This is a genomic window from Lysinibacillus pakistanensis, assembly GCF_030123245.1.
GTDB lineage: Bacteria > Bacillota > Bacilli > Bacillales_A > Planococcaceae > Lysinibacillus > Lysinibacillus pakistanensis.
Map to the genome: position 1 here is coordinate 4,306,249 of NZ_CP126101.1, position 25,400 is coordinate 4,331,648.

A 25,400-nucleotide genomic window follows, 5' to 3' on the forward strand; every position below is an offset into this window, starting at 1 on the left:
ACTGAAATAGAGTACTTTTTCAAAACTAAAACTATTCTATAAGGAAGGTAAACCCTCAGCGATTGCTTTTGCTGCCGCCTCATCAGTAATAAATATGGTTTGCTTTGGCGCAACCTTAAAATACGATAGCATTGCCTTCACTTTTTGTTTACCTGCAGCAACTGCAATTACTTGCTTACTCTCTTGAACTTGCTCTAGCTGAATACCGATTGTACGTATTCGATGAACTATCTCACCTGCAGCATTAAAATAATAGCCAAATGCTTCACTCACAGCGCCCTTTTCTTCAAGAATTCGTAAATCCTCAGGTGATGAGTTCCGCCTTAAAGCCATTTCCTCCGCAGAGCCTATCCCATGGATAACACAATCTGCACGCTCATAATAATTCATCATTTCCGTTACCATTGGCTCTGTGAGCATAGCTTGATATGCCTGCTCGCTTAAATGCTCAGGTAAAAACAAGGTGCGATATTGGGCATCCATCTGCATGGCAAATGTTGCAACGAGTGTATTCGCTTGCATTTGCATTTCATGTCCAATTCCACCACGTGCAGCTACAAATGTAATGTTTTGTGCATGTGCAGGATGTAGAAATGGTGTCAGTGACGCAACAGATTTGCCACCCGTAACAGCCACGACCTGCCCATTGAAACTGGAAGACATAAATACTTGCGCTGCCTCCTTACCAAGTAAGGTAAGTACCGTATCGTCCTCATTATAATCACCTGGTACAACAATTACATGCTGTAAACCAAAATGCTTTTCCAGTAATTTTGCTAACTGGGTAAGTCCCGACCATTCATAGACGAGCGTTCTTAATTTTTCTATTACTACTTCACCGTCATCTGTACATACCATACCCGACTTTTGAGAATCTAATAACCCTTGCTCACGTAAAATATCTGTTTCTTTTCGTATTTCACGTTCAGTCATTTTTAGTGATTCTGCAAGTGTTCGACGCCCAATAGGCTGCATTAGCTGGATTGTCTGCAAAATACGGTATCTTGTTTGAAGAAGCGGATACATTTCTGGAAGTAGCCTTTGCTGTGCCTCAGGTACAGATAACATATTTATCTACTCCCTTTTCAATAGTAGTGGGTCTTTTTTTGTCCCACTATATAATTTTATGTCCCACTTATGGTTTTATTATAATATGCTTTGAATTAAAGAGCAAGTGTATGTTGTGGTAATTGGAAAAAAATTAATATTGGTTTGTTTCCAATTATAAATAAAGAAAGGCCTCATAACTTTTAGTAATAGTTATGAGACCTCAGTCGTCTTATTTTGTAAAAGATAAAATGGCGTTTTTCTTAAATCCTTCTAAAGCTTTTTTTGCTTCAATTTTATTTGCATACTCAAAAATACGAACGTCTTTTTTCTCAAATACTGTGATAACCCACATTGTAAAATCTCCCTTCGAATTTATCTTTTGTAATATAACAACCACTAGAAATCGTGATACTTTTTCAAACTGTTTTATAACAATTTCTTTCTTGACTCTTATTCTACTCGGATTTATTTAAAAAGAAAGCGCAATGTGAAGGTCTTCACAAACTGTTCAAATTCAAAACGCTTTCATTGAACAATTTGTGAATTGTGAGATTGTTAACGATCAAAACAAGCTACAACATTGAGATTGTTCTTTTATTCTACCTAATAAACTAAAAAAATTCCGCTTTTTCTTTGCTACTATTTTATCTAGCAGGAGAAATGCGAAATTTAAATAAAGGGTTTGCTTTAAAAAAAACGTGCAATTTGCTACTCATTTGTTTATTCTATTCGTAAGATAAATGCTCCATCAATGTTGCGTAATCTAAATTACCATATTGTATGACTTGCCCATCCTTTTCTACTACTGGAATCATTAGCATATATTTTTCATGCACTGCCTCATTTTCTTCAATGTCAATGATATCGACATGAAAACCTAAGTCCTCTTGTACAAGTTTTAATGTATGCAAACCTTCCACGCATAGCCCACAATTAGCACGAGTAAAAAATTTCACATTCACTTTACAGCACCTCCTCAGGCTATTATGCCATAAAAAAAGCTTCTATCGTTTTTTTCTTATATAGAAGCTTTTTTAGCTATTGAAGCGTTTTTGCCAATCATCACTGACAACACAACAGCAATTGCTATGACAATTGTAAATACTGAAATCGATTCATGAAGAAATAAAGCCGCAAAAATAATCATTAAAAATGGCTGTAAGTATTGTATTTGGCTAACCCTAGAGATACCGCCCATCGCCATACCGCCATACCATGCTACATAGGCTAGAAATTGACTTACAATCGCTAAATATAAAAAACTAATCCAAGCTTTTAGAGGTGCATGTAACATCTCCCCTGAAACGTTTAGAGATACTGGAATAACCAGAACAGGCACTGCAATAATAATGGCCCACGCAATTACTTGCCAGCTACCTATTTCCTGTGCAAGCAATCCTCCCTCCGCATAGCTGAGCCCTAGTATTACGACAGCAGCCAATAATGCGAAATCTGCAATATGTAGCTGACCCAGTCCAAGATAAATAGCATAAATAATTACGGCTAGAGCACCTGCAATACTAGATAGCCAAAATTTAAGTGACGGCATTTCCCCCGCTCTCATCATTGCAAAGCCTGCTGTAGCTAAAGGTAACAGAGCTAGCTCTACCGCTCCATGAGATACTGGCAAACTAGTCATTGCCCAAGAAGTTAGGAGGGGAAATCCTAACACGGCACCTAAAGAGACAATTACTAAGCTTTTAAACTGACGAGCACTAGGTAATTTTTCTTTTCTTCCAATCAAGATAATAGCAACTAAAATTGAAGCAATTACTGCTCTTCCTAAACCAACGAATGTAGTACCAAAATATTCAACAGCTACACTAGTTGCAGGTAAGGTTAAACTAAAACAAATAACACCCAATAAACCTAATAATATCCCCATTTTTTCTTTTCTACTTTCTTGCACAATCAATCAGCTCCCCTTATTGTTAAGTACAAAACTGTCTCATCTGTACTGGTATAATACATAATAAGAGAACCCATCGTTAAAAGAAATAGAGTTTTCTAGCATCTGTCCTGGTACAGAATAAGGAGAGGATTTTTATGGATACAAAATATGATGGAATAGTTAAAGACATTAAAAATCAGCTTGCGAATGGTGATCTGCTGGCAGGGAGTAAGCTTCCCTCAGTCCGACAATTGTCTGAGAAATTTTCCTGCAGTAAAAACACTGTTATTAAAGCATACGATGAATTAGAAAAGGAACATTTAATATTTTCTATTCCCAAAAGTGGCTATTATGTTGTCAATGAATTTCAGCACCTTGATTCTAGAAGGACGACCATCGATTTTTTATCTGCTGGTCCTGATAAAAACATCATGCCATACATTGATTTTCAGCACTGTATCAATCAAGCAATTGATACATATAAGGAAGAATTATTTACTTATTCCGATCAACAAGGCTTCTACTCTTTGCGCATACAATTGGTGAAATATTTACAAAGCTTACAGGTTTTCACCGAACCAGAAAGATTATTTATTGTCTCCGGCTCACAGCAAGCATTAAATTTATTAGTATCCATGCCATTTCCAAATGGCAAAAAAAATATCTTAATTGAACAGCCTACTTATTTTGGCTTTATCGAATCAGCTAATTTACATTCGAAAACTACCTTTGGAATTGATTTATCTATGGATGGTATAGATTTTGATCGTCTAGAGTATATTTTTCGGAATAATGATATAAAGTTTTTCTATATTGTACCAAGGTTTCAAAACCCGCTTGGTCATAGCTACACAAATAAAGAGAAAAAGAGAATTGTTGAATTGGCTGAAAAGTACGATGTGTATATCGTTGAGGATGATTTTTTAGGGGAGCTTGATCCAAACACTAAATCTGATCCATTATTTTCATACAACCCTTCTGGAAGAGTCATTTATATAAAAAGTTTTTCTAAGATTTTTCTACCTGGTTTAAGGATTGCTACCATCGTTCTTCCCCAAAAAATGAGCAGCCATTTTTCACGCTATAAGTTTACTGCTGATTTTAATAGTTCCGTGCTTTCGCAGGGTGCATTAGAGATTTATTTAAAAAATGGCATGTTTCAAAGCCATATAAAAAAAATAAAGGAGCTTTATTTTGGAAAGATGAAGCATCTACAGGAGGCTTGTGAATTATTTCTACCCAATAACACGCTTTACACAAAGCCAGCATCCGGATTTTACCTTACCATCTACTTACCAGAACATGTTGCAGCAAAGCAAATTGTTCAATTGTTAAAGGAACAACATATTTTTGTTGATGATGCCTCTAGAATGTTTCTGCCAGAATATAAAAAGGAGAACCTAATTCGCCTAAGCATTTCCCAGGTAGAAGACAACCAAATTCATACTGGTGTAGAAAAGCTGGCTCATTGTATCACGTTGATTAACAGCAAGAGATCTGCTACGTCCCAATATAAAATTCAGCTCCTATAAACTATGCTTCTCACATAAAAAGACTGCGCAGCTCGGTGCACAGTCTTTTTTTCTATTATTTTTTTAGATGACTATCTAAGAATTTTAACATCGCATTATAGAATTCAATTTTATTTTCTTCATTTTGGAAGCCATGGCCTTCATTCTCTTTCAGCATGTACTCCACGTCAACGCCTCTAGCACGTAATGCTTCTACAATTTGATCGGATTCAGCTTTGTTTACACGTGGATCATTTGCACCTTGAGCCACGAATAATGGTGTTTTAATTTTATCCGCATGGAACACTGGAGAAGCAGCTGTTAATAGCTCTTTATCTTTCTCTGGATGCCCTACTCGCTCATAGAACATTTCACGCATTGTTTCCCAATATGGAGGAATTGTATTTAATAACGTAAAGATATTCGAAACACCTACATAGTCAACTGCTGCTGCATATAAATCTGGTGTAAACGTAATACCAGCTAAAGTAGCATAACCGCCAAATGATGCCCCGTAAATACCAATTCGTTTAGGGTCCGCAATACCTTGGCCAATTGCCCATTGTACGCCATCTGTAATATCATCTTGAATTTTTAGACCCCACTGTTTATTACCAGCCTGCAGGAATTCCTTACCGTAACCAGTAGAAGAACGGAAATTAACCTGTAAGACTGCATAACCGCGGTTCGCTAATAGCTGGACCTCTGGATTGAAGCCCCACATATCACGTGCCCATGGACCACCATGTGGATTCACGATAAGTGGTAGATTTTTAGCTTCTTTGTTTTTTGGCAATGTTAGATAGCCATTAATTGTTAAGCCATCTCTACTCTTATAGGAAATTGGATGCATTTCAGATAGTTCCTCAGATTTTAACCAAGGGCTTAATGTAGCCAATTCTGTCAATTTATCTGTTAAAGAATCATAGTAATAATATTTTCCGTAAACCGTATCACTAGAAACGCTAACAATAAACTTAGTCATTTCCTTATTGTAATCGTTAATACCTAATTCACTTTCATGAACACCTAATTTATCTTGTATTTTACGGAATAGCTTTTCAAAGTTCTCATCAAAGAATTGGTAATGTGGTTTATCTGTTATATACGCACCATATAATAGTTTATCCTGCTCAGCACTATATAGTACACCTGTAACGTCTACATCTTTATTAGACATAACGACTTCTTCTTTGCCTTCTAAATCATATTTAACAACTTCTACTTTGTCTCTTCCTTTATTAGAGGTTGCGTAAATATGTTTATTGTCCTTGGAGAATGCAAGTGGTGTAACTTCATCCCCTGCTGCTAATTCAATAAATGGCTTGAATTCATCTTTTTCGGAGTCACGATAAAGAACAGTTCCAACTACCCCATCTGATGCAACCGCAACACGCACTTCTCCATTACGGTCTGCTAACCAGTTCGAGATATTACCAGGGTTTTTAGCAACATGTGTTGTTTCACCAGTCTTCACATTAAGCTTGTACACATCGAACACTGTCGCATCTTCTTTGTTCATCATAATCAGAATCTCATCTTTTACACCCTGCAAACTACTCAATAAACCTACTGTCACATTTGGATACGGCGTTAAATCCTTTTCCTCTGTCCCGTTAAATGTTGTAGAGTAAATATGGAAATTCTCATCTCCACCTTTATCCTTAACATATAGTAATGTATCATCCTTCCAGAAGGAACCAGCTATATCTCGATCCTTTGAATTTGATACACGGACAGGCTCACTATCATCACCCATTTTTTTCACAAAAACATTAGAACGGTTTTCCCATGCTGATGAGAACGTTATATAATTACCATCTGGCGAAAGCTGATAGCCAAAGTTTCCTGGGCTTTTCATGAAGTCTTCTACAGAAATTTCCTTTACGCCCTCATTATTAGTACCGTTTTTCACTTGTTTAGCATTATTTAACATTTTGACTGCATCTTGCTTAGAAAGCGTATTATCACCAATTAAAAGCCCAGTAAATAATCCAAGCTTAGCTGCTTTTTCTTTGTACTCATCAAGCGTTGATTCTTTTTCCTCTTTATTTAAAGCTCTTACTAAAATACGTGCTGCTTCATCACGTTTAATAGCAAGGGTTAAATCCTTTAATTCCTCACCTTTTACCCACGTTGCAGTGATTTGCTGACGCATAGATTCTGATCCATGCTGGAAGGTTAAAGCTGTTACAGCTAAATTAAGAAATTCCTGTGCTGTGACACTTTCCTCTTGGGCTACTACTTGTTGACTAGTTTCATTGGCAGCTCGTACCTCTTGCATTGTGACTGGATAAACAGCAGAAGTCGTTAAAATGACCGCTAATGATGCCGATAAAAATCGTTTTTTCAAAATGATTCCTCCTTATATCATTGTGCGTTATATCGTTTGTCGATATATTAAAATTATAACAACTTTAGCGCTTTTGTCAATAAATGATAATAATTAAATATAATTACCTTTTAAACCAATAAAAAAATTGAGCCATAATACATGGGATTTTTGATCTGAACTAATCCACACAATTTAGTTCAGCTTTTATTTATGAATAAAATAAAATTTAGGATATTTAATTGTTAGATTTTATTGAGCGAGCAGCTCGACCAACAGAAAGCTGGGGCTATTATTACTCGCACAGTGTCCATGCAACTGGTTACACATCATTGATAAACTTCGAAAAACTCTCTCCAATTGGTTAAAAATGGTTTAAGGACACAAAAATGTCAAAGATCACTATTGAAATGTAATTATTTGTAATGATAGGATTAAATTAACTCGAGCGAACGTCAATTGCTGTAGCAACTTATATTTTTAGATACAATTCTATTATTTTTTTAAATTTGTGAAGGAAGGTTAGTGTGAGAGATTTAAAAAAAGGTACTATTTATGCAATAATTTCAGCTATTTGTTTTGGTATTATGCCCATTTTCGCTATAAAAGCTTATAGCTATGGGATTTCTGTTTATACATTACTGGTTTTAAGATTTTCAATAAGTTCTTTACTCTTTTTTTTGTTTCTTTTATGGAAAAAAATACCTTTTAAAATTAGTAAAATAGATTTAAAGTTATTTTTTCTATTGGGTGGTGTTTTATTTACACTGTTATCTGTCCTACATTTTGAATCATTAAAATATCTATCATCTGCTATGGCAGTTTTATTATTATTTTCATTTCCTATATTTGTTTCAATCTTTTCCTTTTTAATCTACAAAGAAAAGCTAAAGGTAAAATCAATCATAGCTTTATTTTTCACCTTTATTAGTATGATTTTTTTATTAGGCGTTTCTTTTCAAGGTATAAATATGAAAGGCGTATTGTTAGCGATATTAGCAGCTATTGTATATGCACTATATATGATTCTTGGAAAAAAAGTCACCGACAATAATTCCCCCGTTGTAACAAGTACTTATGTTACCTCATTTGCTGCATTGGGTGTAATTTTCATAGGACTAATAAGCAGTGAGTTACATTTGAATTTTGATTCAAATGCATGGATATATATATTCGGCATTGTTGTTATCTCAACGATTGTAGGTGAAATAACTTTATTTAAATCACTACAGATTCTTACTTCAACAAATGTTTCGATGATAAGTATGGTAGAGCCCATATTCACCTCTATCTTTGGCTTACTGTTTTTGCAGGAAGTAATGGAACCACTTCAACTATTGGGAGGTATTTTCATCTTAATAGGCTTAACTTTCTTGATTTATTTTCAAAATAAAAATTAATATGATTCAAATACTCATCGAAAGGAAGATTCAAAGATGATTTCTAACCTAAACGAAAAAACTCTATCAATTCCTGAGGGAACCGAAGATGTATTAGGAATTGACATGAGATATCGAGAACACATCATCAATATAATTAAAGGCGTTTATGAAAACTATGGTTTCAATCCACATAAAACACCTATTTTAGAATACTTAGAAACATTTAACGGACATCACGGGGAAGGAGAAAAGTTATTTTTTCATATAAAAGATAAAAATGAAAAATTTCTTATTCCTCGCTATGATCTAACTGTACCGCTGGCCAGAGTAGTAAGTATGTATCCAAATATACCGAGACCTTATAAAAGATATCAAATTGGTCCATCTTTTAGAGATGATCAGCCTGGAAAAAGTCATTTTAGAGAATTTACACAATGCGACGCTGATATTATTGGCTCAGACAGTTTATTAGCTGAAATCGATATTACAATAATGGCCCATGAATTGATTAATAAGTTAGGAATAAAAAACTTTGTTTTGAAAATAAATCATAGACTACTTATTCAAGCCTTAGCTCTTAAAGTTGGTTTGAATACCAAAGAAGAACACCTTGGATTACAAAGAGCCTTAGATTATGCAGATAAAATTTCAAAAGACGGATTACAAGGTATAAAAAATAAACTAATCGAAAATAAAATTCCACTGAATATTGCTAATCAAATACTAATTGAAATTGAGTGTTTTTCTAACCTTTTAGCTCAATATGAGGATTTACAAAATCAAATAAGTCAAATTGAAAAGTTCTTTAATTACTGTCTCTCTTCTACGAAGGCCACAGCCGATTTGAAATTTATCCTCTCTTATTTACCAAAAAATGTTCAATCAAACATCAAAATTGATTTAACATTAGCAAGGGGAGCAGATTATTATACAGGCTATATATTAGAGGGTTTGGCTATTGACTCTGAAATCGGAGCAATTTTAGGTGGTGGGCGATACAATAATTTAGTTTCTGCTGTTGGCAATTTAAATGAACCAGGAGTTGGCTTAGCCTTTGGTTTAGAAAGATTATTATCAGTATTGAAAAGCCTAGATTATATTGACAAAAATATATTACTGCCTCATAAAATATTATTAGCTGATACCAACGAGGAGTTCCATCCTAAGATTTTTCATATCGCTCGTGAATTAAGAAAATACTATGATGTTGACATTTATTATAACCACACTCAATTTGAAGATATAATCCATTTTGCTCAGGAAAATAAGCATCAAATTATTATAGAGCTTATTGGGGACCGTCCATTCATTCACTCTGTTATAGAGAATGAGACATTTAAGTTGGAAGTAACAGATATTTTAAATAGTTTAGATTTTATATAATGATTCTCTACCTTTCTTAATGGAGATGCTTGACTATCAAAGGATTTATATATGAGTATTGCTTTAAAAATTTTGCGTCAAATAATTTGAATTTTCTCCAAAATAAAAATGTACATTACTAAAAATTTAATTTAGTAATGTACATTTCTATTATATGTGCACCATTATAATCGGGGGTAGTAATGTACAATTGCTTATTTTTAATGTTACAAAGTAGACAGTTAGAATTTACGACTTGCTCCGCCTCCAGCAGATGAACCACCTCCAAAGCCGCCTCCACCTGAGCCTCGGCTGCCAAAGCCACCGCCGAAGCCTCCTGGATAGCCTCCTCTGCCACCTGAGCGAGGTCCTCTTCCACCACCATTTGAAATAATGGAGTAAAAAACAAGTACAATGACAACAAGGACAATAATCATCCATGTTGGCATCTCTTCCTCCTCAGCTGAATTTGTAGGAGTCTCCCCCTCCCAATTGTATTCCTCTGCAACAATTTGAAATACTTCAGCATATGTTGCTTTAAAGGCTTGATCAATATTACCAGCACTCGCATTAGGATAAAACGCTGTATCTAATATCCGTCCAAGCTTACCATCTGGCAATGCTCCTTCAAGTCCCTGACCAACGGCAATTACGACATCATTATTGCCTTCACCCTGACCAAATGTTGCTAATAATAATACACCGTTATTTTTTTGTGCATTACCAATTCCCCATGAACGAATCATTTTAGTCGCATACATTTTTGGGTCCTGTCCATGAATGGATTCCACAGTGACAACCATTATTTCGGCACCTGTCCCTTTGTCTAGCTGCTCTGAATAATGATTAAGCTCCTCTTTTACTGAAGTGGATAATACATTAGCAAAATCGTGAATATACGTATTTTTCATGGGGGTTGGCATTGCTGCATCTGCCATTCTAATCAATACAAGAAATGAGAAACAAACAATTGCAAATTGCACAATAAAACGTTTCATTATTGCTTACCTGAATTACTAAAATCAATAGATGGTGCCTTTTCAGAACCTGCTGTAGCTTTAAAATATTCCTTCTGCTCAAACCCAAACATTCCTGCAATTAAATTTCCTGGGAAACGTTTTACATTTTTATTAAAAGTTTGTACTTCATTATTGTAGTCTTCACGAGCGACTGCTAGCCGGTTTTCTGTTCCAGCTAATTCATCCATTAATTGTCGAAAATTAGCGTCTGCCTTTAAGTTTGGATAATTTTCTACCACAACAAGCAATCGACTAAGTGCGCCATTCAGTGCATCATTCGCAACCGCCTGTTCCTCTGGACTACGTGCATTCCCCATTTGTGAGCGTGCCTCCGAAATACTAGCAATAATATCCTGCTCATGTTTAGCGTACCCTTTTACTGATTCCACTAAGTTTGGAATTAAATCATAGCGACGCTGAAGCTGATTTTCAACCTGGGCCCATTTTGAATCCACACTCTCTTCCGCTGTAACAAGGCTGTTGTATTTAGGGATAAATAGTAAAGCTAATAGAACTAAAATAATAATGATAATCCCAATAGGTCCAAGAACTTTTTTCAAATGGTATTCCCTCCTTTACACACTTACTTTTCCTTACCTCTAATGTGCTGCAAAAAAACATCTCTATTCTACATATATGCAAATGGAGTTATAGCGTATGAAATATATCTAATTAGACATACTAAATACTGCAACAAAATAACATTTAGGAGGCGTTTTTTTTGTCACAATCATTTCACAATGAATCAGCTAACCAACCATCATTCAACCAACAACAAAGCCTAAATCATGGTGGACATGAAGTTATGGACATGCATGAAACACTTGGCGAAATCATTGCTGGTATGAATCAATCCATTATTCTACGTCCACATGTTAAGGACCCTGAGTTACTTAGTATTTTGGATCGCCAATATAACTTTACTTTAGGGATGTATAACACTATTGTGGAATCATTTAAAACTGGACATGATCCATCTGTTCCAACTGGACGTTACCAAATGGAGACAGGCAATAACTTTACTTATGGATTAAATCCTGGGCAACCTAAAAAACCAATGCAAAATGCAAATGAAATGAATGATGAAACAATTTCAGGCTTCTTATTAGGTGCTCAAAAAGGTACAGCCAAATGTATGACAGCTGCTGCGACTGAGACTACAAACCCTGTTGTTCGCCGTGTTGTTGCAGATAGTATTCCCAACTGTATTGAAATGGCATACGAATTATCTATTTACCAAAATAAACATGGCTACTACCAAGTACCTCAATATTCTCAGCAGGATATGCGTACAATACTCGATTCATTCGGTACAACTACAAATCCGCTTCATTAACAAAAAAGCAGTCTCACATGTGATCTAAATCACCTGAGACTGCTTTGCTTTGTGGTTATAAAACTTTTCCTAAAAATGCTTTTGTTCGTTCATTTTGAGGATTTCCGAAAATTTCCGCAGGAGCTCCTTCTTCTACAATATAGCCACCATCCATAAAGACCACACGATCGCCTACCTCACGTGCAAAGCCCATTTCATGTGTAACGACAATCATTGTCATTCCTTCAGCTGCTAGATTCTTCATTACATCTAACACCTCTTTTACCATTTCTGGATCAAGTGCAGACGTCGGTTCATCAAAAAGAATGGCTTTTGGTTTCATTGCTAAAGCGCGAGCAATAGCTACCCGTTGCTGCTGACCACCTGAAAGCTGTTCAGGGTAGTTATATGCCTTACTATCTAAACCAACCTTCTTAAGAAGCTCATGTCCTAATGCTTCTGCATCGGCACGACTCATCTTACGAATTTGCATTGGAGCCATTGTCACATTATCAATAACCGTCATATGCGGGAATAAATTGAATTGTTGAAACACCATGCCCACTTCTGCACGTATTGCATTTATATTTGTTTTAGGATCATTAATCTTCACATTTTCAATATAAATGGCACCATCTGTCACTTCTTCGAGCATATTAATGCAGCGTAAAAAGGTACTTTTTCCTGAGCCAGATGGTCCTATTACACAAACTACCTGTTTTTCTTGTATTTCATAATCAATACCTTTTAATACTTCTAACTTGCCAAAATATTTGTGTAAGTTCTGAATTTTAATCATCGCGCTTCCCGCCCTTCTGCCTTACGAGGGACATAGCTATTACTGAATCGCTTCTCGATAAATGCCACAATTTTTGTTACACCATACGTTAAAACTAAATATAATAATGCTGCAACAATGTACGGCTCCCAAAATCGGAAGCTAGCTCCTGCTACTACTTTACTTGCATATAATATATCTGGAGCTGCAATAACGGTTACAAGAGAGGAATCCTTTAATAGCGCAATAAATTCATTCCCTAACGGTGGAATCATTCGTCTAAATGCCTGCGGTAAAATGACTTTTCTCATCGCTTGGTTATGTGTTAAGCCAAGTGATCGTGCTGCCTCCATTTGGCCTTTCGCAATACTTTGAATGCCGGCACGGAAGATTTCTGCATTGTAGGCCGCACAGTTTAATATAAGTGCCGTGATCCCTGACACCATGTAGCCTAAAGAGTGTCCAAAAATCGTAGGTATTACGGCTAAATGAATTAATAAAATTTGCACTAGCATTGGTGTTCCACGGAATAAATCAACATAAAGCTTACATGGCCAATAAATCCATTTTTTTGTTGATAATTTTCCGAGCCCTAAAAATAATCCTAAAAAAATACCACCAAAATAACCACTGAGTGTCAAAATTAGTGTTACGCCAATACCACGTATAAACATATCTCGGTAGTTCCAGACTATGTCCCAGCGTAAGTCAAAGATGTCCATCCGAAAACCCCATTTCCCCTAAAAAGTTACGAAAAATATGAAGCCGCTAGCATAAGGCTATGCTAGGGGCACCATTCATTCTTTTCTTACTTAAAGTCTGAGCCAGTAATCTCTTTTAATTTACCGTTATCTTTAATCTTTTGTAGACCTTCATTTAATAGGTTTAAGAGCTCTTTATTTCCTTTTTGAACCATGAAGCCATAATATTCTTTATCAAATGCATCATCTTCTATTACTTTTAGTTTTTGATCTGGGTGTGCTTTGATATACTCGTAAACTACTGCATTATCACCAATCGCAGCATCTACATTGCCATTTAGCATTTCTTGGATAGCAACGGGTTGATTTTCAAATGCCATAATGTTTGTACTTGCATCACCCTGAAGCTTTTTCGCTGCTAAATGACCAGTCGCATTAATTTGAACTGAAACTTTTTTATCTTTGAGCTCTGCTAATGATTTAATCTTTGAATCCTCTTTTACAACGATTAATAATTGAGATTCATAGTATGGCTCAGTAAAATCGAACGATTGTTTACGTTCTTCTGTTATAGTAATTCCAGATGCCCCAATATCTGTTTCACCATTTTTAATTGTTTGGAATACAGGCTCCCAGCCAATATTTTGCCATTCTACCTCAAAGTTCATTTCATCTGCAATAGCCTGCAAAATATCAACATCAATCCCTACTATATTCCCTTTATCGTCAATCGATTCAAACGGAGCGAAAGTAGCCTCTGTACCTACCTTATAAACTTTTTTACCGCTTCCACCATCCTCTGCCGGTGCACTGCCTGATGATTTATCTTCCTTCGCGCCACATCCTGCTAGAGCTAGCATTAGTGCTGCCACGAGCATAAGTAACATAGATACTCTTTTTTTCATAGCATTTCCCCCTAAAATAAGTTTTTCCGAAATATGACTTCATTTTTCACAATTCGGAAATGTTAGACTATTAGGTCAATTATAGTAACATTATTGCTAATAGACAATAACTTTTCGTATAAAAGTAATTATTTTTTCATAAAAATTTATTTCCATGTGTATTTTTAGCAAAAAACGGTATGAATAATTAAAAATAGCATTAAAAATGAATATTTATACATCAACTAATCATGCCAAAATTAGATAGTTTTAGGCAAAAAAAAAGAATCCCCTCAGATAGGATTCTTTTTTTCGACTAGATGGCTAGTCCTCACGTACAGTATGTCCACTAAAAAATAATTTGGAGTTGTTGCTTTTTTGAAGGTTTGAATGGAACAAATACGGGAATAATGCCAATTAGGGCAGTATTTCCACAATTTTCCCTTCTTTCTCCACTAAGCAGGCTGCTAAACTACTTATTAGGAGAATCGAGCTATAAAAGTTTATCAAATAATCAGTAAAATGGCGCCCTCGGAGGGAATCGAACCCCCAGTGCAAGAACCGGAATCTTACGTGTTATCCATTACACCACGAGGGCAATTAAACACAAAAAAAAAGTACTCACTCTAGGCTTTATGAAAAGCATGATGTAGATAATCCTCATTTTTTGAAGCATACCCGCAAAATAGTGTACCGTACTTTAATCTATGACCTTAACTATTATACAAACGTATTGCCAACAATTCAACTATAGAATGCAAAAAACAATTTATTTTTTTTATTTCACTTTAGCAGGGTTAATATTTGACCTTCCCTGACTATAATGTGTATGATAGGGATACAGCTGAAATACAACGGAAGTTTTCAGCAAGAGTATTCGAATTTAGTTTTATTAAGGAGGATTTAACATGAATTTAATTCCTACAGTTATTGAACAAACAAGTCGTGGTGAACGTGCATATGACATCTATTCACGACTACTAAAAGACCGCATCATCCTTTTAGGAAGTGCGATTGATGACAACGTGGCTAACTCAATCGTAGCTCAGCTTCTATTCCTACAAGCTGAAGATCCAGATAAAGATATCTCACTTTATATTAACTCACCGGGTGGATCGATCACTGCTGGTATGGCCATCTATGATACAATGCAAATTATTAAACCACAAGTGCAAACAATCTGTATTGGTATGGCTGCATCTATGGGAGCATTCCTACTTGCGGCAGGTGAGCCTGGTAAACGATTCGCTTTACCAAATGCAGAAGTAATGATTCACCAACCATTAGGTGGCGCACAAGGTCAAGCAACTGAGATTGAAATCGCAGCTAAACGTATTTTATTCCTACGTGAAAAATTAAATGGTATCTTATCAGAACGCACTGGGCAACCGCTTGAAGTCATTTCAAGAGATACAGATCGTGATAACTTCATGACAGCTGAACGTGCAAAAGAATATGGCTTAATCGACCATATTATGGACCGTAGCGACCGTAAATAACAAAGTACAGACATCTCAGATTTAGTTCTGAGATGTCTTTCTTTTATTTTAAACGTTCTATCCGTCATTTTGTCATTTTCATCCGTCACTTTGACATTGCTATCCGTCACATTAGCTCCGCTATCCACCACTTTCGTTAAATAGAGCATAAAAAAACTGCCCAATTATTGGACAGTCTTCATATTTAATCTTCTTTTTCAATTAACTCTGCCAATGCTGTAACCGCTTGCTCAGCATCGTTGCCTTCGCTGCTTAAAACTACTTCTGTTCCTTTGGCAATAGCTAAGCTCATTACACCCATAATGGATTTAGCATTAACTTTTTTCTCATCCTTCTCAAGAAAGATATCTGCACTAAAGCGATTTGCTTCTTGAACAAATAATGCTGCTTGTCTAGCCTGTAGTCCTAATTTTAATTTGACTTGGACTCTTCTCTCGGTCATTTTCAAAACTCCCCTTTACTACCGTTCATCTTATTAGTTTTATCTTACCTTACTTACTAGCAAAAGAACAATATGTGTTTACGCATCACATTCATACCTGAAAAGTATGAAAACTTAACCACCTATCTTTTCTCCACGTCTTAATGCATCCGCTATTTCATCGATTTTCCGTAAACGATGATTGACACCTGATTTACTAACCGTTCCGCTTGATACCATTTCACCCAGTTCTTTAAGGGTGACATCTTGATATTCTACTCGTAAACGTGCAATTTCTCGAAGCTTTTCAGGTAATTGATCTAGGCCAATGGAATTTTCAATAAATCGAATATTTTCAACCTGACGCAATGCAGCACCTATTGTTTTATTTAAGTTTGCTGTCTCACAATTGACAATACGGTTAACGCTATTCCGCATATCTCGCAATATACGGACATCCTCAAATTTCATCATTGCCTGATGTGCTCCTACAATATTAAGAAAATCAGAAATCTTTTCTGCCTCTTTTAAATAGGTCACAAAGCCCTTTTTCCGTTCTATTGTTTTAGCATTTAGATCAAATTCATTCATAACATCCATTAAAGCCTCGCCATGCTCTTTATATAACGAATAAATTTCTAAATGGTAGGCTGACGTTTCTGGATTATTAACAGAGCCACCTGCTAAAAATGCACCTCGTAAATATGCTCTTTTTTGACCACTCTTTTTAATAAGCTTTGGAGAAATCGTATGATTGAATTGAAAGTCGTCTGAGATGATTTCTAAATCAATTAGTAGCTCACGCGCACCATCTCTTACACGGCAAATATATACGTTATTTTTTTTCAAACGCATTTTCTTTCGAACAAGTAACTCTACGTTATATGGATACAACTTCTTCATAATCGTATAGAGTCTTCTTGCAATTGCAGCGTTTTCAGTTTGTACGTCTAAGCTTAACTGTTTATTCGCAAAGGATAATGAACCATTCATACGAATTAGGGCAGATACTTCTGCTTTCATACAATGATTGTCCGCTTCTATTTGCGTTAATTCTTTTTTTGTTTCAGAAGCAAAAGACATATCACGTGCCCCCCTTTCAACTTCAGTTCTATGTATATGCTCATCTTATCATATACAATCAGCGCTTTATGTTTGTATTTTTGGATTGTTTACTTTTTGTTTATAAATATTTGCGTATTCTACAAGCCATTTAGCAACGTTTGTCGCATTATGACGAACCGTCCCATCTGATCGAATTGTAGCAATATCTCGCTTAATAACCTCTAATCCCATACTTTCAAGCTTTGCCACATCAAATGTTACAGGTTCCGCACATTCTTCCTTATAAAGCTCCTGTACAGGATGTGGTAATTTCTCTTCATTTACTAAAATAGAATCGATAAAGGAAGCGCCAACATGCTCGTAAATTGCTTTTACATGATCTCCTGCTGTATAGGAAATGGTTTCACCCTTTTGAGTCATTAAATTACAAACATAAATTTTTCTTCCTTTAGCTCTTACAACAGCTTCACCAATTTCTTTGACAAGCAGGTTAGGTATAATACTTGTATATAAGCTACCAGGACCAATTAAAATATAATCCGCACGATGAATTGCTCGTATTGCCTCTGGTAACGGTTTCACATTTTCAGGCACTAAAAAAACACGACTAATGCGTTTTGTAGCCGTTGGAATTTTAGATTCACCTTCGATTGTAGAACCGTCCTCAAGCTCTGCATGTAAATTAATTTTTTTATTGGCAGCTGGTAGTACACGACCGTGGACCTTTAACACTTTTCCCATTTCACTAATGGCATGGTTAAAATCACCAGTAATCTCTGTTAAAGCAGTGAGCATTAAATTGCCTAATGAATGCCCTCGTAAATCTTGTGATGCTGAAAAGCGATATTGAAACATTTGCTCTACAAGTGGCTCAACATCCGATAATGCAGCAATAACATTTCGGACATCGCCGGGTGGTGGTATATCATAATCATCCCGTAAGCGCCCTGAAGAACCACCATCATCCGCTACTGTTACAATAGCAGTAATATCAAATGGATGATGCTTCAGCCCCCTTAGTAATGTAGAAAGCCCTGTACCACCACCTATAACAACTAGCTTAGTATGCCTTTTCCCCATTCACTCAATCCTTTCTTCGATTGATGTCACGATGCGTTATAACCGTATTCTCTTTTCCACTTAGATATGCCCCAAAATACTCTGCTAATGTTACCGAGCGATGCTGTCCACCCGTACAACCAAAGGCAATAACAAGCTGTGATTTTCCTTCTTGTCTATATAGAGGTATCATAAATTCAAATAAATCCTTCAGTTTTTGAATAAGCGTTTGTGTATCCTCAAGCGCTAAAACATAAGAGGATACCTCCGTCTGTAATCCCGTCTTAGGACGCAGCTCTTCAACATAATAGGGATTTTTTAAAAAACGCACGTCAAACACTAAATCTGCATCTATCGGCATACCATGTTTAAATCCAAAGGACATAATATTAACCGAAAAAACATGATCTGAATCACTCGCAAACTCCTTGGCGATTTTTTCACGTAGTTCCTTAGGCTTCATAGTAGACGTATTATAGACAAAATTAGCCCGCCCTTTCACTTCAGAGAGCAAAATACGCTCTTGTTGAATACCATCTAATGGTAAGCCATTGACAGCTAATGGGTGCGAACGTCTTGTCTCTTTATAGCGTCTAACTAATGTTGCATCATCTGCATCCAAGAACAATATGCGTGCAACAATATTCCCTTCTTTTAGTATATGGTCAAGAGCACCAATAAGAGAATCAAAAAAGTCACCGCCACGCATATCCATGACAGCTGCAATACGTGTAGTATTTTTTCCCGAATCCCTAAGGAGGGTTAAAAAAGTTGTAAGTAACGCCGGTGGTAAATTATCAATACAGTAATACCCTAAATCCTCAAAGCTTTGAATAGCTACTGTTTTTCCAGCTCCAGACATTCCTGTAATAATAACCAATTCATGTGTTCTTTGTTGGCCTTCAACCACCACTGTCATGCAGCTCCTTTTATTGTTCTTTTGATATTTGTATTTTTTCATGCAATAATTCAAAGTCAGTCGTATATTCAAATGTTCCATACTGAATGCCTGCTTGTGAGATAGCAAATTGTAAATTTGTCCGATCACCTTCAGCCATTGGCAAATGGTTTAAATCCTCTACTGGGTGCCATGCAAGCTTGCCTTCTCTCGTTTCATCAAAAGGTATACCTTCTATATCCTTGGCAACAAACGTATAAAGCATCCATTCATCAACGACTGCATTATTTTCTTTAATAACCATTGTATAAACACCCTTTAAATGCGCATTTAATGGTGTGACATTTGTTTCCTCCTGAAACTCGCGTACAGCAGCCTCATAGATGGATTCGCCGCACTCCATTTTTCCACCTGGAGCTACGTACCAGCCACGTCTAGGCTTTTGAAGTAATAATACTTGACCGTCTTTAACGGCAATTAAATTTGCAATTCTTTGCATAGGCACACCTCTAATCACTTTGCATTCTATCCTTCATTATAGCAAGACCCAACAATATTTGTCCTCCATTCAGAACTTTGTGCCTGGCAATTTTCACTTTAATCGTATTCCTAGCAATCATGAATTTGTCATCATCCACGAATCTAAAATAGCTGGCTCACTATTATTAATATCCTACATAACAAAAATAGGTTGCCCCACCATATTAGGCGGAAACAACCTACTAAACAAAATAAAATAAAAGGGGGATTGCTAATTACATAATATATATTACACCTTTTATATGTCATTCAAGTTACAACAATATTAAAACCGTGTTAAAAATTGTATTTTTTTCCTTGGAACTTTTATTTACATTAAGCATTAATTTTCTCTAATAATTCTTCTACATAATGCTGCACTGCTTGTGCGGCAATACTTCCATCACCTGTAGCTGTTACAATTTGACGAAGTGATTTTTCGCGTACATCACCAGCTGCAAAGATACCTGGTACAGTTGTTTCCATGTTATCATTTGTTAAAATATAGCCTGCATCATTTAAAATACCTAAAGATTCAAATGGCTTTGTTAATGGTAGCATTCCAATATAAACAAATACACCATCAGCAACAAATTCAGATTCTGTTCCATCTACAGTAGATTGTAATGTTACGCTACCAACTTTACCGTTAACTTCATTTATTTCTTTCACTGTTGCATTCCAGATGAAATCAATTTTTTCATTTGCAAAGGCACGATCTTGAAGTATTTTTTGTGCACGCAATTTATCTCGGCGGTGAACAATTGTTACTTTCTCAGCGAAGCGAGTTAAGTATACCCCTTCTTCGACAGCTGAATCTCCGCCACCTACGACTACTAGATTTTTTTGCTTGAAGAATGCACCATCACAAACTGCACAATAGCTGACACCGCGGCCACCTAATTCTTTTTCGCCAGGCACGCCCATTTTTTTATATTCTGCCCCTGTAGAAATAATAATGGCACGTGTTTTATATTCTTTCGCACCCGACTTTATTGTTTTATATTCTTCACCATCGATAATTTCAGAAACATCGCCGTAAGCATATTCTGCACCAAACTTTTTAGCATGCTCAAACATTTTTGTAGACAGCTCTGGTCCTAAAATCGTATCGAATCCTGGATAGTTTTCTACTTCTTCTGTATTTGCCATTTGTCCACCAGGGATACCACGTTCAATCATTAAAGTTGAAAGGTTCGCACGTGATGTATATACAGCAGCAGTCATTCCTGCAGGACCTGCACCAATTATTACAACATCATAAATTTTTTCTTCCGACATAAAATCTTCCCCCTACACAAATACTTTTTTATCCCGCCTACATGTAAAGTAAGACTCCCACTCTCCAATTTAAGTGATGCAATAAGGAAGAAGGAAATCAACTACCCATGAAAGCTCGATTGGTTCAACTCTAATTGTTTGAAGTTTTACCTATTAATAACGATTGTAAGTTCATCGTATGTGAAAGTAAAAAGTTATTCAACTATGTTGCTCAGAGGTTACTTATGACCGTTTGGTAAGAACTTTAAAATTTCATCAATATACTTTGATAAAGTCGCCACAGATACCCCATATTGCTGAGCTATCTCTTTTTTTGTAACCTTGAGCATTCGAGATGAACGAAATAAAAAATCATTCGCTCCTGCAATAGCTGCTGGATTTGTAAAACGATAATTGCTGTTAAGTGCCTGCTCACAGAGAACAAACCACATTTGAAACATTGGTGCAATGAGGGCCGTAAGCTTACCATACTGTTCTAATAAAATTTCTGGCACACTTACTGCTCGTAAAAAACTAGCCTCAACCTTGTTTTTCATATCAAAGTGATGACCAAGTGCATATGCTAAGAATAACTTTTCAAACGAACCATATTGCTCAACGTCTATCCATTTGGGATGTGCAATAATTTCTTGCTTATGCGCTGTACAGCTCAATAAAAACAAACCAAAAATACGCTCACTAGTATAATTACTCTCTAGTTTTTCTACAATATAATCACGGTCATGCTCTAATGCATCGAGCTCATAAACATTTTCCTGTTCACGCCAAGGTTCAAAGCCCTCTTTGTCCGGATCTAGCTCTAATAGTTGCTCCCAAGCACTCTTAGAAATTTCCTTATGTCCTGAGAAGTATGCCGCATGGGATAACCAAAAATAAAAGCCAGCATCCCCTATATAACCACGTTTTTGCATACTACGTAACCATTTAAAGGCCAAATCATATTGCCCAACTAACGCTAATGTTGCACCTAGCTTGTAGCGATGTTCCCAAGTGTAAGGCTGGATTTTAACAAGTACATTTAATAGGTCCTTTAATTCTTCTTCATTTTTTTCATAATATGCAATAACGGTTAAATTACACAACGCATGTAAATTCCCCTTATTTTCACGCAAGACAGTGTTTAAAAGTGCCTTTGCCTGTTCTGCCTCACCAACATAAAAATAGGCAAGTGCTAAATTATTATAAGCTGACCAAAAATCTGGTCGATCTTCAATTAACTCTTCTAGAATATTAATAGCTTCGGGGAAGTCCCCTTTTTCCATACAACGCCTCGCCTGTTCCTGTCGATATAAATCCTCGCCAGTACCATCTAGCTCCTCAAAATCATCCTGCTCAAAAGCAACGAATTCTAATATTTCTGCCGCCTCATCTGCATAGGCACCATCTGGCTCTTTTTGCAAATATTGCTCCGCAAAGCGTTTAGCATCTTGTATCATACCAACACATCCTGAAACCTCAGCCATATAAAAAATGATTTCTAGATTCTCTGGATCAATTTGATAGGCATGACGAAGAAGATCATACGCTTCCTCGAAACGTTGACCCTCTAACTCCACGATTGCCAATTGCAATAAGATCATTGGATCATCTGGACTTAGATCTACCGCACGCTGTAAATATTTATAAGCTTTATTCATTTGTCCACTATTCATTGCTTGAATTGATTTTTTATAATAATAGTCGCCTGTTGGAATGAACGACACGACATTCGTTAGATTTTCTTTTTGATGTTTCTTTTCCAAAATATTTCCTCCGAAACAAGAAATAAGGAACGTTTTTCACGTTCCTTTACACAGTAAACTTTATTATACCATACAATTAGCAATATGCTGTTATTTCTCTTCGTGACGTTTTTCTAACACATGTAAAACATCATAAACGCTTACTTTTTGTTCTTGCAGTAGTACTAATAAATGGTAAAGTAAATCGGCTGCTTCCCATTTAACCTCTTCTGCATCTCGATTTTTTGCACCAATAACAACTTCCGTTGCCTCTTCCCCGACCTTTTTACAAATTTTATCGATTCCTTTATCGAATAAATATGTAGTATATGCGCCTTCTGGCATTTCTTGTTCACGTTTTGCAATAACGTTAACAAGCTTAGAAATAATCTCAACAGAGCCAACCTTCGTATTTTGCTGAATAAGCTTTGTAAAGCAGGACGTTGTGCCATTATGACAGGCTGGACCAGCAGGGAGTACCTCTACAACTAACGCATCTCCATCACAGTCAGCTTTCATGGACACTACTTTTTGTGTATGACCACTAGTTGCCCCCTTGTGCCAAAGCTCCTGACGTGAACGTGAGTAGAACCATGTTTCACCTGATTCAAGTGTTTTTTTCAGCGATTCTTTATTCATATAGGCTACAGTTAATACTTCTTTTGTATTGGCATCTTGCACAACTGCAGTGACAAGTCCTTTATCATCAAATTTAATGCTGTCTATCATCTTACCGCCACTCCTTTTTCACGTAAGTATTCTTTTACTTGCGCTACGCTCGTTTCTTTGTAATGAAAGATCGATGCGGCAAGAGCTGCATCTGCATCAACATCATCCGCTAATACTTCGTAAAAATGCTCGGCATTCCCTGCACCACCACTAGCAATAACAGGAACTGTCACAGCCTCTCTCACTGCCTTAGTTAAGGCTAAATCAAAACCTGATTTTTCACCGTCCTGATTCATGCTCGTTAATAAAATTTCTCCAGCGCCCAAGCGAACCGCTTCCCTTGCCCACTCTGTTGCTTGCCAACTAGTTTTGTTGCGACCACCATGCGTATAAACCATCCATGTGCCGTCTTCATCACTATAGCGCGCATCAATAGCAACAACAATACATTGGGCACCAAAAAAGTCAGATCCTTCTTTAATAAGCTCAGGTCGCTCTAAAGCAGAAGTATTGACTGATACCTTATCAGCGCCTGCACGTAAAATGCGTTTCATATCGTCCAATGTGCGAATTCCACCACCTACTGTAAATGGAATAGCAAGTGTCGCTGCGGTTTGTCGCACGACATCCACCATTGTTTCACGTCCTTCATGTGAGGCAGAGATATCAAGAAAAACAAGCTCATCTGCCCCCTGTTCATCATAAAACTTGGCTAGCTCTACTGGGTCGCCCGCATCTCGTAAAGACACAAATTGCACTCCCTTTACAACTCGCCCCTCTTTCACATCCAGACATGGAATAATACGCTTTGTTAGCATGAAGCCACCCCCTTCAACCATTGCTGTAATAAAAACACACCTAGCTCACCTGATTTTTCTGGATGAAACTGCATTCCCGTTACTGAGCCAGTAGCAACAATACCCGGAACCCATATCCCATGATAATCTGCATAGGCGACAAGCTCTGTTTCATTTATATCTGTTGCATAAAAGGAGTGAACAAAATACACATGCTTCGCTGGTGGCAACGCTGTTAGCCAAGTTGGACGATTAGTCATGATTAGCTCGTTCCAGCCCATATGTGGTACTCGATATGCCTGACCATCATTCACACCAGCAAAACGTTTGATGCTACCTTTGAAAAATCCTAAGCCTTTTGTCGCTGTCACCTCTTCACTTTCCTCAAATAGCAACTGCATGCCTAAGCAAATACCCAGCAGTGGACGATTGTCTGCTTTTACCCTTTGTAAATAGCCATCTAATTTTGTCTCAGCAAGTCGTTTCATAGCATCTGGAAATGCTCCAACACCTGGTAATAAAAGGGCATCTGCTTTATCCAATGCTTTTTCATCAGCCGTAACAACCACCTCACAGCCAAGTCGTACTAATGCTTGCTCTACACTAAATAAATTACCCATACCATAATCGATCACACCTATTTTCACGTTAACAGCCCCTTAGTTGATGGCACACCTTTAACACGTGGATCAATTTCCACTGCTGCATCAATCGCGCGTGCTAACGCCTTAAAAATTGCCTCTATAATATGATGTGTATTCTGTCCATATGGTACAATGACGTGAACATTCATTCTTGCTTCTAGAGCAAATTTCCATAAAAACTCATGAACTAATTCTGTATCAAAGCTACCCACTTTTTCTTTTAATTGCGGTACGCGGTATTCTAAATGTGGACGATTAGAGCAATCTACAACAACCTGTGCTAACGCATCATCCATTGGTACAAATGCTGTGCCATAGCGTTTAATGCCTTTTTTATCACCAAGTGCTTCACGAATCGCTTGTCCTAGTACGATTCCAAGGTCCTCTGTAGTATGATGATCGTCAATGTAAGTATCACCATTCGCTTGAATTGTTCCATCAAAAAGTCCATGCTTGATAAATAAATCCAGCATATGATCCATAAAGCCAACGCCAGTTTTAATATCAGCCTTCCCTTCCCCATCTAAATCAATAGCTACTGAGATTTGCGTTTCATTGGTTGTTCGTTCTACTTTCGCAAAGCGTTTTATTTCTGTCATTGT

At 36.7% G+C, this 25,400-nt stretch carries 26 protein-coding genes and 1 tRNA gene; 5 read left to right on the top strand and 22 right to left on the bottom strand.

Going from position 1 to position 25,400, the window contains the following annotated elements; translation table 11 throughout:
• Window positions 1–36: 36 nt before the first annotated feature.
• The 4 genes from QNH24_RS21465 to QNH24_RS21480 form a co-directional block, all read right to left on the bottom strand.
• Entirely contained in the window at window positions 37–1,068 is a 1,032-nt protein-coding gene (locus QNH24_RS21465) for a sugar-binding transcriptional regulator (protein ID WP_283869460.1), read from the bottom strand.
• 211 nt (window positions 1,069–1,279) lie between these two features.
• Entirely contained in the window at window positions 1,280–1,402 is a 123-nt protein-coding gene (locus QNH24_RS21470; RefSeq protein ID WP_283869461.1) for a hypothetical protein, read from the bottom strand.
• 373 nt (window positions 1,403–1,775) lie between these two features.
• Window positions 1,776–2,012, bottom strand: coding sequence for a glutaredoxin family protein (locus QNH24_RS21475; protein WP_283869462.1), 237 nt, complete (start codon window positions 2,010–2,012; stop codon window positions 1,776–1,778).
• 56 nt (window positions 2,013–2,068) lie between these two features.
• Complete coding sequence (locus tag QNH24_RS21480; RefSeq protein WP_430675547.1) at window positions 2,069–2,935, bottom strand: DMT family transporter; 867 nt, start codon at window positions 2,933–2,935, stop codon at window positions 2,069–2,071.
• Between the two features lie 161 nt (window positions 2,936–3,096).
• On the opposite strand from QNH24_RS21480, the gene QNH24_RS21485 reads away from it, so the two are divergent.
• On the top strand, window positions 3,097–4,473 hold the full coding sequence (locus tag QNH24_RS21485; protein ID WP_283869464.1) for an aminotransferase-like domain-containing protein: 1,377 nt from the start codon (window positions 3,097–3,099) through the stop codon (window positions 4,471–4,473).
• A 55-nt stretch (window positions 4,474–4,528) separates the two neighbouring features.
• Here the strand turns inward: QNH24_RS21485 and QNH24_RS21490 are convergent, their stop codons facing one another.
• Window positions 4,529–6,805: a S9 family peptidase gene (locus QNH24_RS21490; protein WP_283869465.1), complete on the bottom strand. Its 2,277-nt coding sequence runs from the start codon at window positions 6,803–6,805 to the stop codon at window positions 4,529–4,531.
• 506 nt (window positions 6,806–7,311) lie between these two features.
• Between QNH24_RS21490 and QNH24_RS21495 the strand changes: the two genes are divergently transcribed.
• Together QNH24_RS21495 and QNH24_RS21500 are read left to right on the top strand one after the other, a co-directional pair.
• On the top strand, window positions 7,312–8,184 hold the full coding sequence (locus tag QNH24_RS21495; protein ID WP_283869466.1) for a DMT family transporter: 873 nt from the start codon (window positions 7,312–7,314) through the stop codon (window positions 8,182–8,184).
• Between the two features lie 36 nt (window positions 8,185–8,220).
• Window positions 8,221–9,549, top strand: coding sequence for a histidine--tRNA ligase (locus tag QNH24_RS21500; protein ID WP_283869467.1), 1,329 nt, complete (start codon window positions 8,221–8,223; stop codon window positions 9,547–9,549).
• Between the two features lie 221 nt (window positions 9,550–9,770).
• On the opposite strand, the gene QNH24_RS21505 is transcribed toward QNH24_RS21500, so the two are convergent.
• Together QNH24_RS21505 and QNH24_RS21510 are read right to left on the bottom strand one after the other, a co-directional pair.
• Window positions 9,771–10,526 carry a TPM domain-containing protein gene (locus tag QNH24_RS21505; protein WP_283869468.1) on the bottom strand — a complete coding sequence of 252 codons (756 nt, stop codon included), beginning with the start codon at window positions 10,524–10,526 and terminating at the stop codon, window positions 9,771–9,773.
• The gene (locus QNH24_RS21510) at window positions 10,526–11,107 is read right to left on the bottom strand and encodes a LemA family protein (RefSeq protein WP_283869469.1); all 582 of its coding nucleotides are present in this window, start codon (window positions 11,105–11,107) and stop codon (window positions 10,526–10,528) included. The genes QNH24_RS21505 and QNH24_RS21510 overlap by 1 nt, the downstream gene beginning before the upstream one ends.
• 161 nt (window positions 11,108–11,268) lie before the next feature.
• Here QNH24_RS21510 and QNH24_RS21515 point away from each other — a divergent pair, with 161 nt between their 5' ends.
• Window positions 11,269–11,883 (top strand): spore coat protein, encoded by a 615-nt coding sequence (locus QNH24_RS21515; protein ID WP_283869470.1) that lies wholly within the window; start codon window positions 11,269–11,271, stop codon window positions 11,881–11,883.
• Window positions 11,884–11,938: 55 nt separating this feature from the next.
• Here QNH24_RS21515 and QNH24_RS21520 read toward each other — a convergent pair whose 3' ends face one another.
• From QNH24_RS21520 to QNH24_RS21535, 4 genes are all read right to left on the bottom strand, one after another.
• Entirely contained in the window at window positions 11,939–12,661 is a 723-nt protein-coding gene (locus QNH24_RS21520; RefSeq protein ID WP_283869471.1) for an amino acid ABC transporter ATP-binding protein, read from the bottom strand.
• A complete protein-coding gene (locus QNH24_RS21525; RefSeq protein WP_283869472.1) occupies window positions 12,658–13,362 on the bottom strand; it encodes an amino acid ABC transporter permease in 705 nt (234 codons plus the stop codon). The genes QNH24_RS21520 and QNH24_RS21525 overlap by 4 nt, the downstream gene beginning before the upstream one ends.
• Window positions 13,363–13,448: 86 nt before the next feature.
• Window positions 13,449–14,246, bottom strand: coding sequence for a basic amino acid ABC transporter substrate-binding protein (locus tag QNH24_RS21530; RefSeq protein ID WP_283869473.1), 798 nt, complete (start codon window positions 14,244–14,246; stop codon window positions 13,449–13,451).
• Window positions 14,247–14,748: 502 nt separating this feature from the next.
• Window positions 14,749–14,823, bottom strand: a tRNA-Arg gene (locus QNH24_RS21535).
• A 310-nt stretch (window positions 14,824–15,133) separates the two neighbouring features.
• On the opposite strand from QNH24_RS21535, the gene clpP reads away from it, so the two are divergent.
• A complete protein-coding gene (gene clpP, locus QNH24_RS21540) occupies window positions 15,134–15,724 on the top strand; it encodes an ATP-dependent Clp endopeptidase proteolytic subunit ClpP (RefSeq protein ID WP_054770443.1) in 591 nt (196 codons plus the stop codon).
• 184 nt (window positions 15,725–15,908) lie between these two features.
• Here the strand turns inward: clpP and QNH24_RS21545 are convergent, their stop codons facing one another.
• From QNH24_RS21545 to hisB, 11 genes are all read right to left on the bottom strand, one after another.
• Window positions 15,909–16,166 carry an HPr family phosphocarrier protein gene (locus QNH24_RS21545; RefSeq protein WP_283869474.1) on the bottom strand — a complete coding sequence of 86 codons (258 nt, stop codon included), beginning with the start codon at window positions 16,164–16,166 and terminating at the stop codon, window positions 15,909–15,911.
• Window positions 16,167–16,280: 114 nt separating this feature from the next.
• On the bottom strand, window positions 16,281–17,228 hold the full coding sequence (gene whiA / locus QNH24_RS21550) for a DNA-binding protein WhiA (RefSeq protein ID WP_283869475.1): 948 nt from the start codon (window positions 17,226–17,228) through the stop codon (window positions 16,281–16,283).
• A gap of 66 nt (window positions 17,229–17,294) precedes the next feature.
• Window positions 17,295–18,290, bottom strand: a complete 996-nt coding sequence (locus QNH24_RS21555) for a gluconeogenesis factor YvcK family protein (RefSeq protein WP_283869476.1) — start codon at window positions 18,288–18,290, stop codon at window positions 17,295–17,297.
• A 4-nt stretch (window positions 18,291–18,294) separates the two neighbouring features.
• Window positions 18,295–19,188 (bottom strand): RNase adapter RapZ, encoded by an 894-nt coding sequence (rapZ, locus tag QNH24_RS21560; protein ID WP_283869477.1) that lies wholly within the window; start codon window positions 19,186–19,188, stop codon window positions 18,295–18,297.
• A 10-nt stretch (window positions 19,189–19,198) separates the two neighbouring features.
• Entirely contained in the window at window positions 19,199–19,666 is a 468-nt protein-coding gene (locus QNH24_RS21565) for an NUDIX domain-containing protein (RefSeq protein WP_054770593.1), read from the bottom strand.
• 356 nt (window positions 19,667–20,022) lie between these two features.
• Window positions 20,023–20,967, bottom strand: coding sequence for a thioredoxin-disulfide reductase (gene trxB, locus QNH24_RS21570; RefSeq protein WP_283869478.1), 945 nt, complete (start codon window positions 20,965–20,967; stop codon window positions 20,023–20,025).
• 218 nt (window positions 20,968–21,185) lie between these two features.
• Window positions 21,186–22,709 carry a tetratricopeptide repeat protein gene (locus QNH24_RS21575; protein ID WP_283869479.1) on the bottom strand — a complete coding sequence of 508 codons (1,524 nt, stop codon included), beginning with the start codon at window positions 22,707–22,709 and terminating at the stop codon, window positions 21,186–21,188.
• Window positions 22,710–22,799: 90 nt separating this feature from the next.
• Entirely contained in the window at window positions 22,800–23,417 is a 618-nt protein-coding gene (gene hisIE / locus QNH24_RS21580) for a bifunctional phosphoribosyl-AMP cyclohydrolase/phosphoribosyl-ATP diphosphatase HisIE (RefSeq protein ID WP_283869480.1), read from the bottom strand.
• Window positions 23,414–24,175 (bottom strand): imidazole glycerol phosphate synthase subunit HisF, encoded by a 762-nt coding sequence (gene hisF, locus QNH24_RS21585; protein WP_283869481.1) that lies wholly within the window; start codon window positions 24,173–24,175, stop codon window positions 23,414–23,416. The genes hisIE and hisF overlap by 4 nt, the downstream gene beginning before the upstream one ends.
• Window positions 24,169–24,801: an imidazole glycerol phosphate synthase subunit HisH gene (gene hisH / locus QNH24_RS21590; RefSeq protein WP_283869482.1), complete on the bottom strand. Its 633-nt coding sequence runs from the start codon at window positions 24,799–24,801 to the stop codon at window positions 24,169–24,171. Before hisH ends, hisF begins: the two co-directional genes overlap by 7 nt.
• Window positions 24,798–25,397, bottom strand: coding sequence for an imidazoleglycerol-phosphate dehydratase HisB (gene hisB / locus QNH24_RS21595; RefSeq protein WP_283869483.1), 600 nt, complete (start codon window positions 25,395–25,397; stop codon window positions 24,798–24,800). Before hisB ends, hisH begins: the two co-directional genes overlap by 4 nt.
• Between the last annotated feature and the right edge of the window lie 3 nt (window positions 25,398–25,400).

What these genes read in the sequence shown, in the direction of transcription:
- QNH24_RS21520 (WP_283869471.1), bottom strand. Translation starts at nt 12,661, where the DNA reads ATGATTAAAATTCAGAACTTACACAAATATTTTGGCAAGTTAGAAGTA.
- QNH24_RS21555 (WP_283869476.1), bottom strand. Translation starts at nt 18,290, where the DNA reads ATGGGGAAAAGGCATACTAAGCTAGTTGTTATAGGTGGTGGTACAGGG.
- QNH24_RS21485 (WP_283869464.1), top strand. Translation starts at nt 3,097, where the DNA reads ATGGATACAAAATATGATGGAATAGTTAAAGACATTAAAAATCAGCTT.
- hisB (WP_283869483.1), bottom strand. Translation starts at nt 25,397, where the DNA reads ATGACAGAAATAAAACGCTTTGCGAAAGTAGAACGAACAACCAATGAA.
- QNH24_RS21470 (WP_283869461.1), bottom strand. Translation starts at nt 1,402, where the DNA reads ATGTGGGTTATCACAGTATTTGAGAAAAAAGACGTTCGTATTTTTGAG.
- QNH24_RS21465 (WP_283869460.1), bottom strand. Translation starts at nt 1,068, where the DNA reads ATGTTATCTGTACCTGAGGCACAGCAAAGGCTACTTCCAGAAATGTAT.
- hisF (WP_283869481.1), bottom strand. Translation starts at nt 24,175, where the DNA reads ATGCTAACAAAGCGTATTATTCCATGTCTGGATGTGAAAGAGGGGCGA.
- QNH24_RS21530 (WP_283869473.1), bottom strand. Translation starts at nt 14,246, where the DNA reads ATGAAAAAAAGAGTATCTATGTTACTTATGCTCGTGGCAGCACTAATG.
- clpP (WP_054770443.1), top strand. Translation starts at nt 15,134, where the DNA reads ATGAATTTAATTCCTACAGTTATTGAACAAACAAGTCGTGGTGAACGT.
- QNH24_RS21525 (WP_283869472.1), bottom strand. Translation starts at nt 13,362, where the DNA reads ATGGACATCTTTGACTTACGCTGGGACATAGTCTGGAACTACCGAGAT.
- whiA (WP_283869475.1), bottom strand. Translation starts at nt 17,228, where the DNA reads ATGTCTTTTGCTTCTGAAACAAAAAAAGAATTAACGCAAATAGAAGCG.
- QNH24_RS21480 (WP_430675547.1), bottom strand. Translation starts at nt 2,935, where the DNA reads ATGGGGATATTATTAGGTTTATTGGGTGTTATTTGTTTTAGTTTAACC.
- QNH24_RS21565 (WP_054770593.1), bottom strand. Translation starts at nt 19,666, where the DNA reads ATGCAAAGAATTGCAAATTTAATTGCCGTTAAAGACGGTCAAGTATTA.
- hisIE (WP_283869480.1), bottom strand. Translation starts at nt 23,417, where the DNA reads ATGATAGACAGCATTAAATTTGATGATAAAGGACTTGTCACTGCAGTT.
- QNH24_RS21500 (WP_283869467.1), top strand. Translation starts at nt 8,221, where the DNA reads ATGATTTCTAACCTAAACGAAAAAACTCTATCAATTCCTGAGGGAACC.
- QNH24_RS21505 (WP_283869468.1), bottom strand. Translation starts at nt 10,526, where the DNA reads ATGAAACGTTTTATTGTGCAATTTGCAATTGTTTGTTTCTCATTTCTT.
- rapZ (WP_283869477.1), bottom strand. Translation starts at nt 19,188, where the DNA reads ATGACAGTGGTGGTTGAAGGCCAACAAAGAACACATGAATTGGTTATT.
- trxB (WP_283869478.1), bottom strand. Translation starts at nt 20,967, where the DNA reads ATGTCGGAAGAAAAAATTTATGATGTTGTAATAATTGGTGCAGGTCCT.
- QNH24_RS21545 (WP_283869474.1), bottom strand. Translation starts at nt 16,166, where the DNA reads ATGACCGAGAGAAGAGTCCAAGTCAAATTAAAATTAGGACTACAGGCT.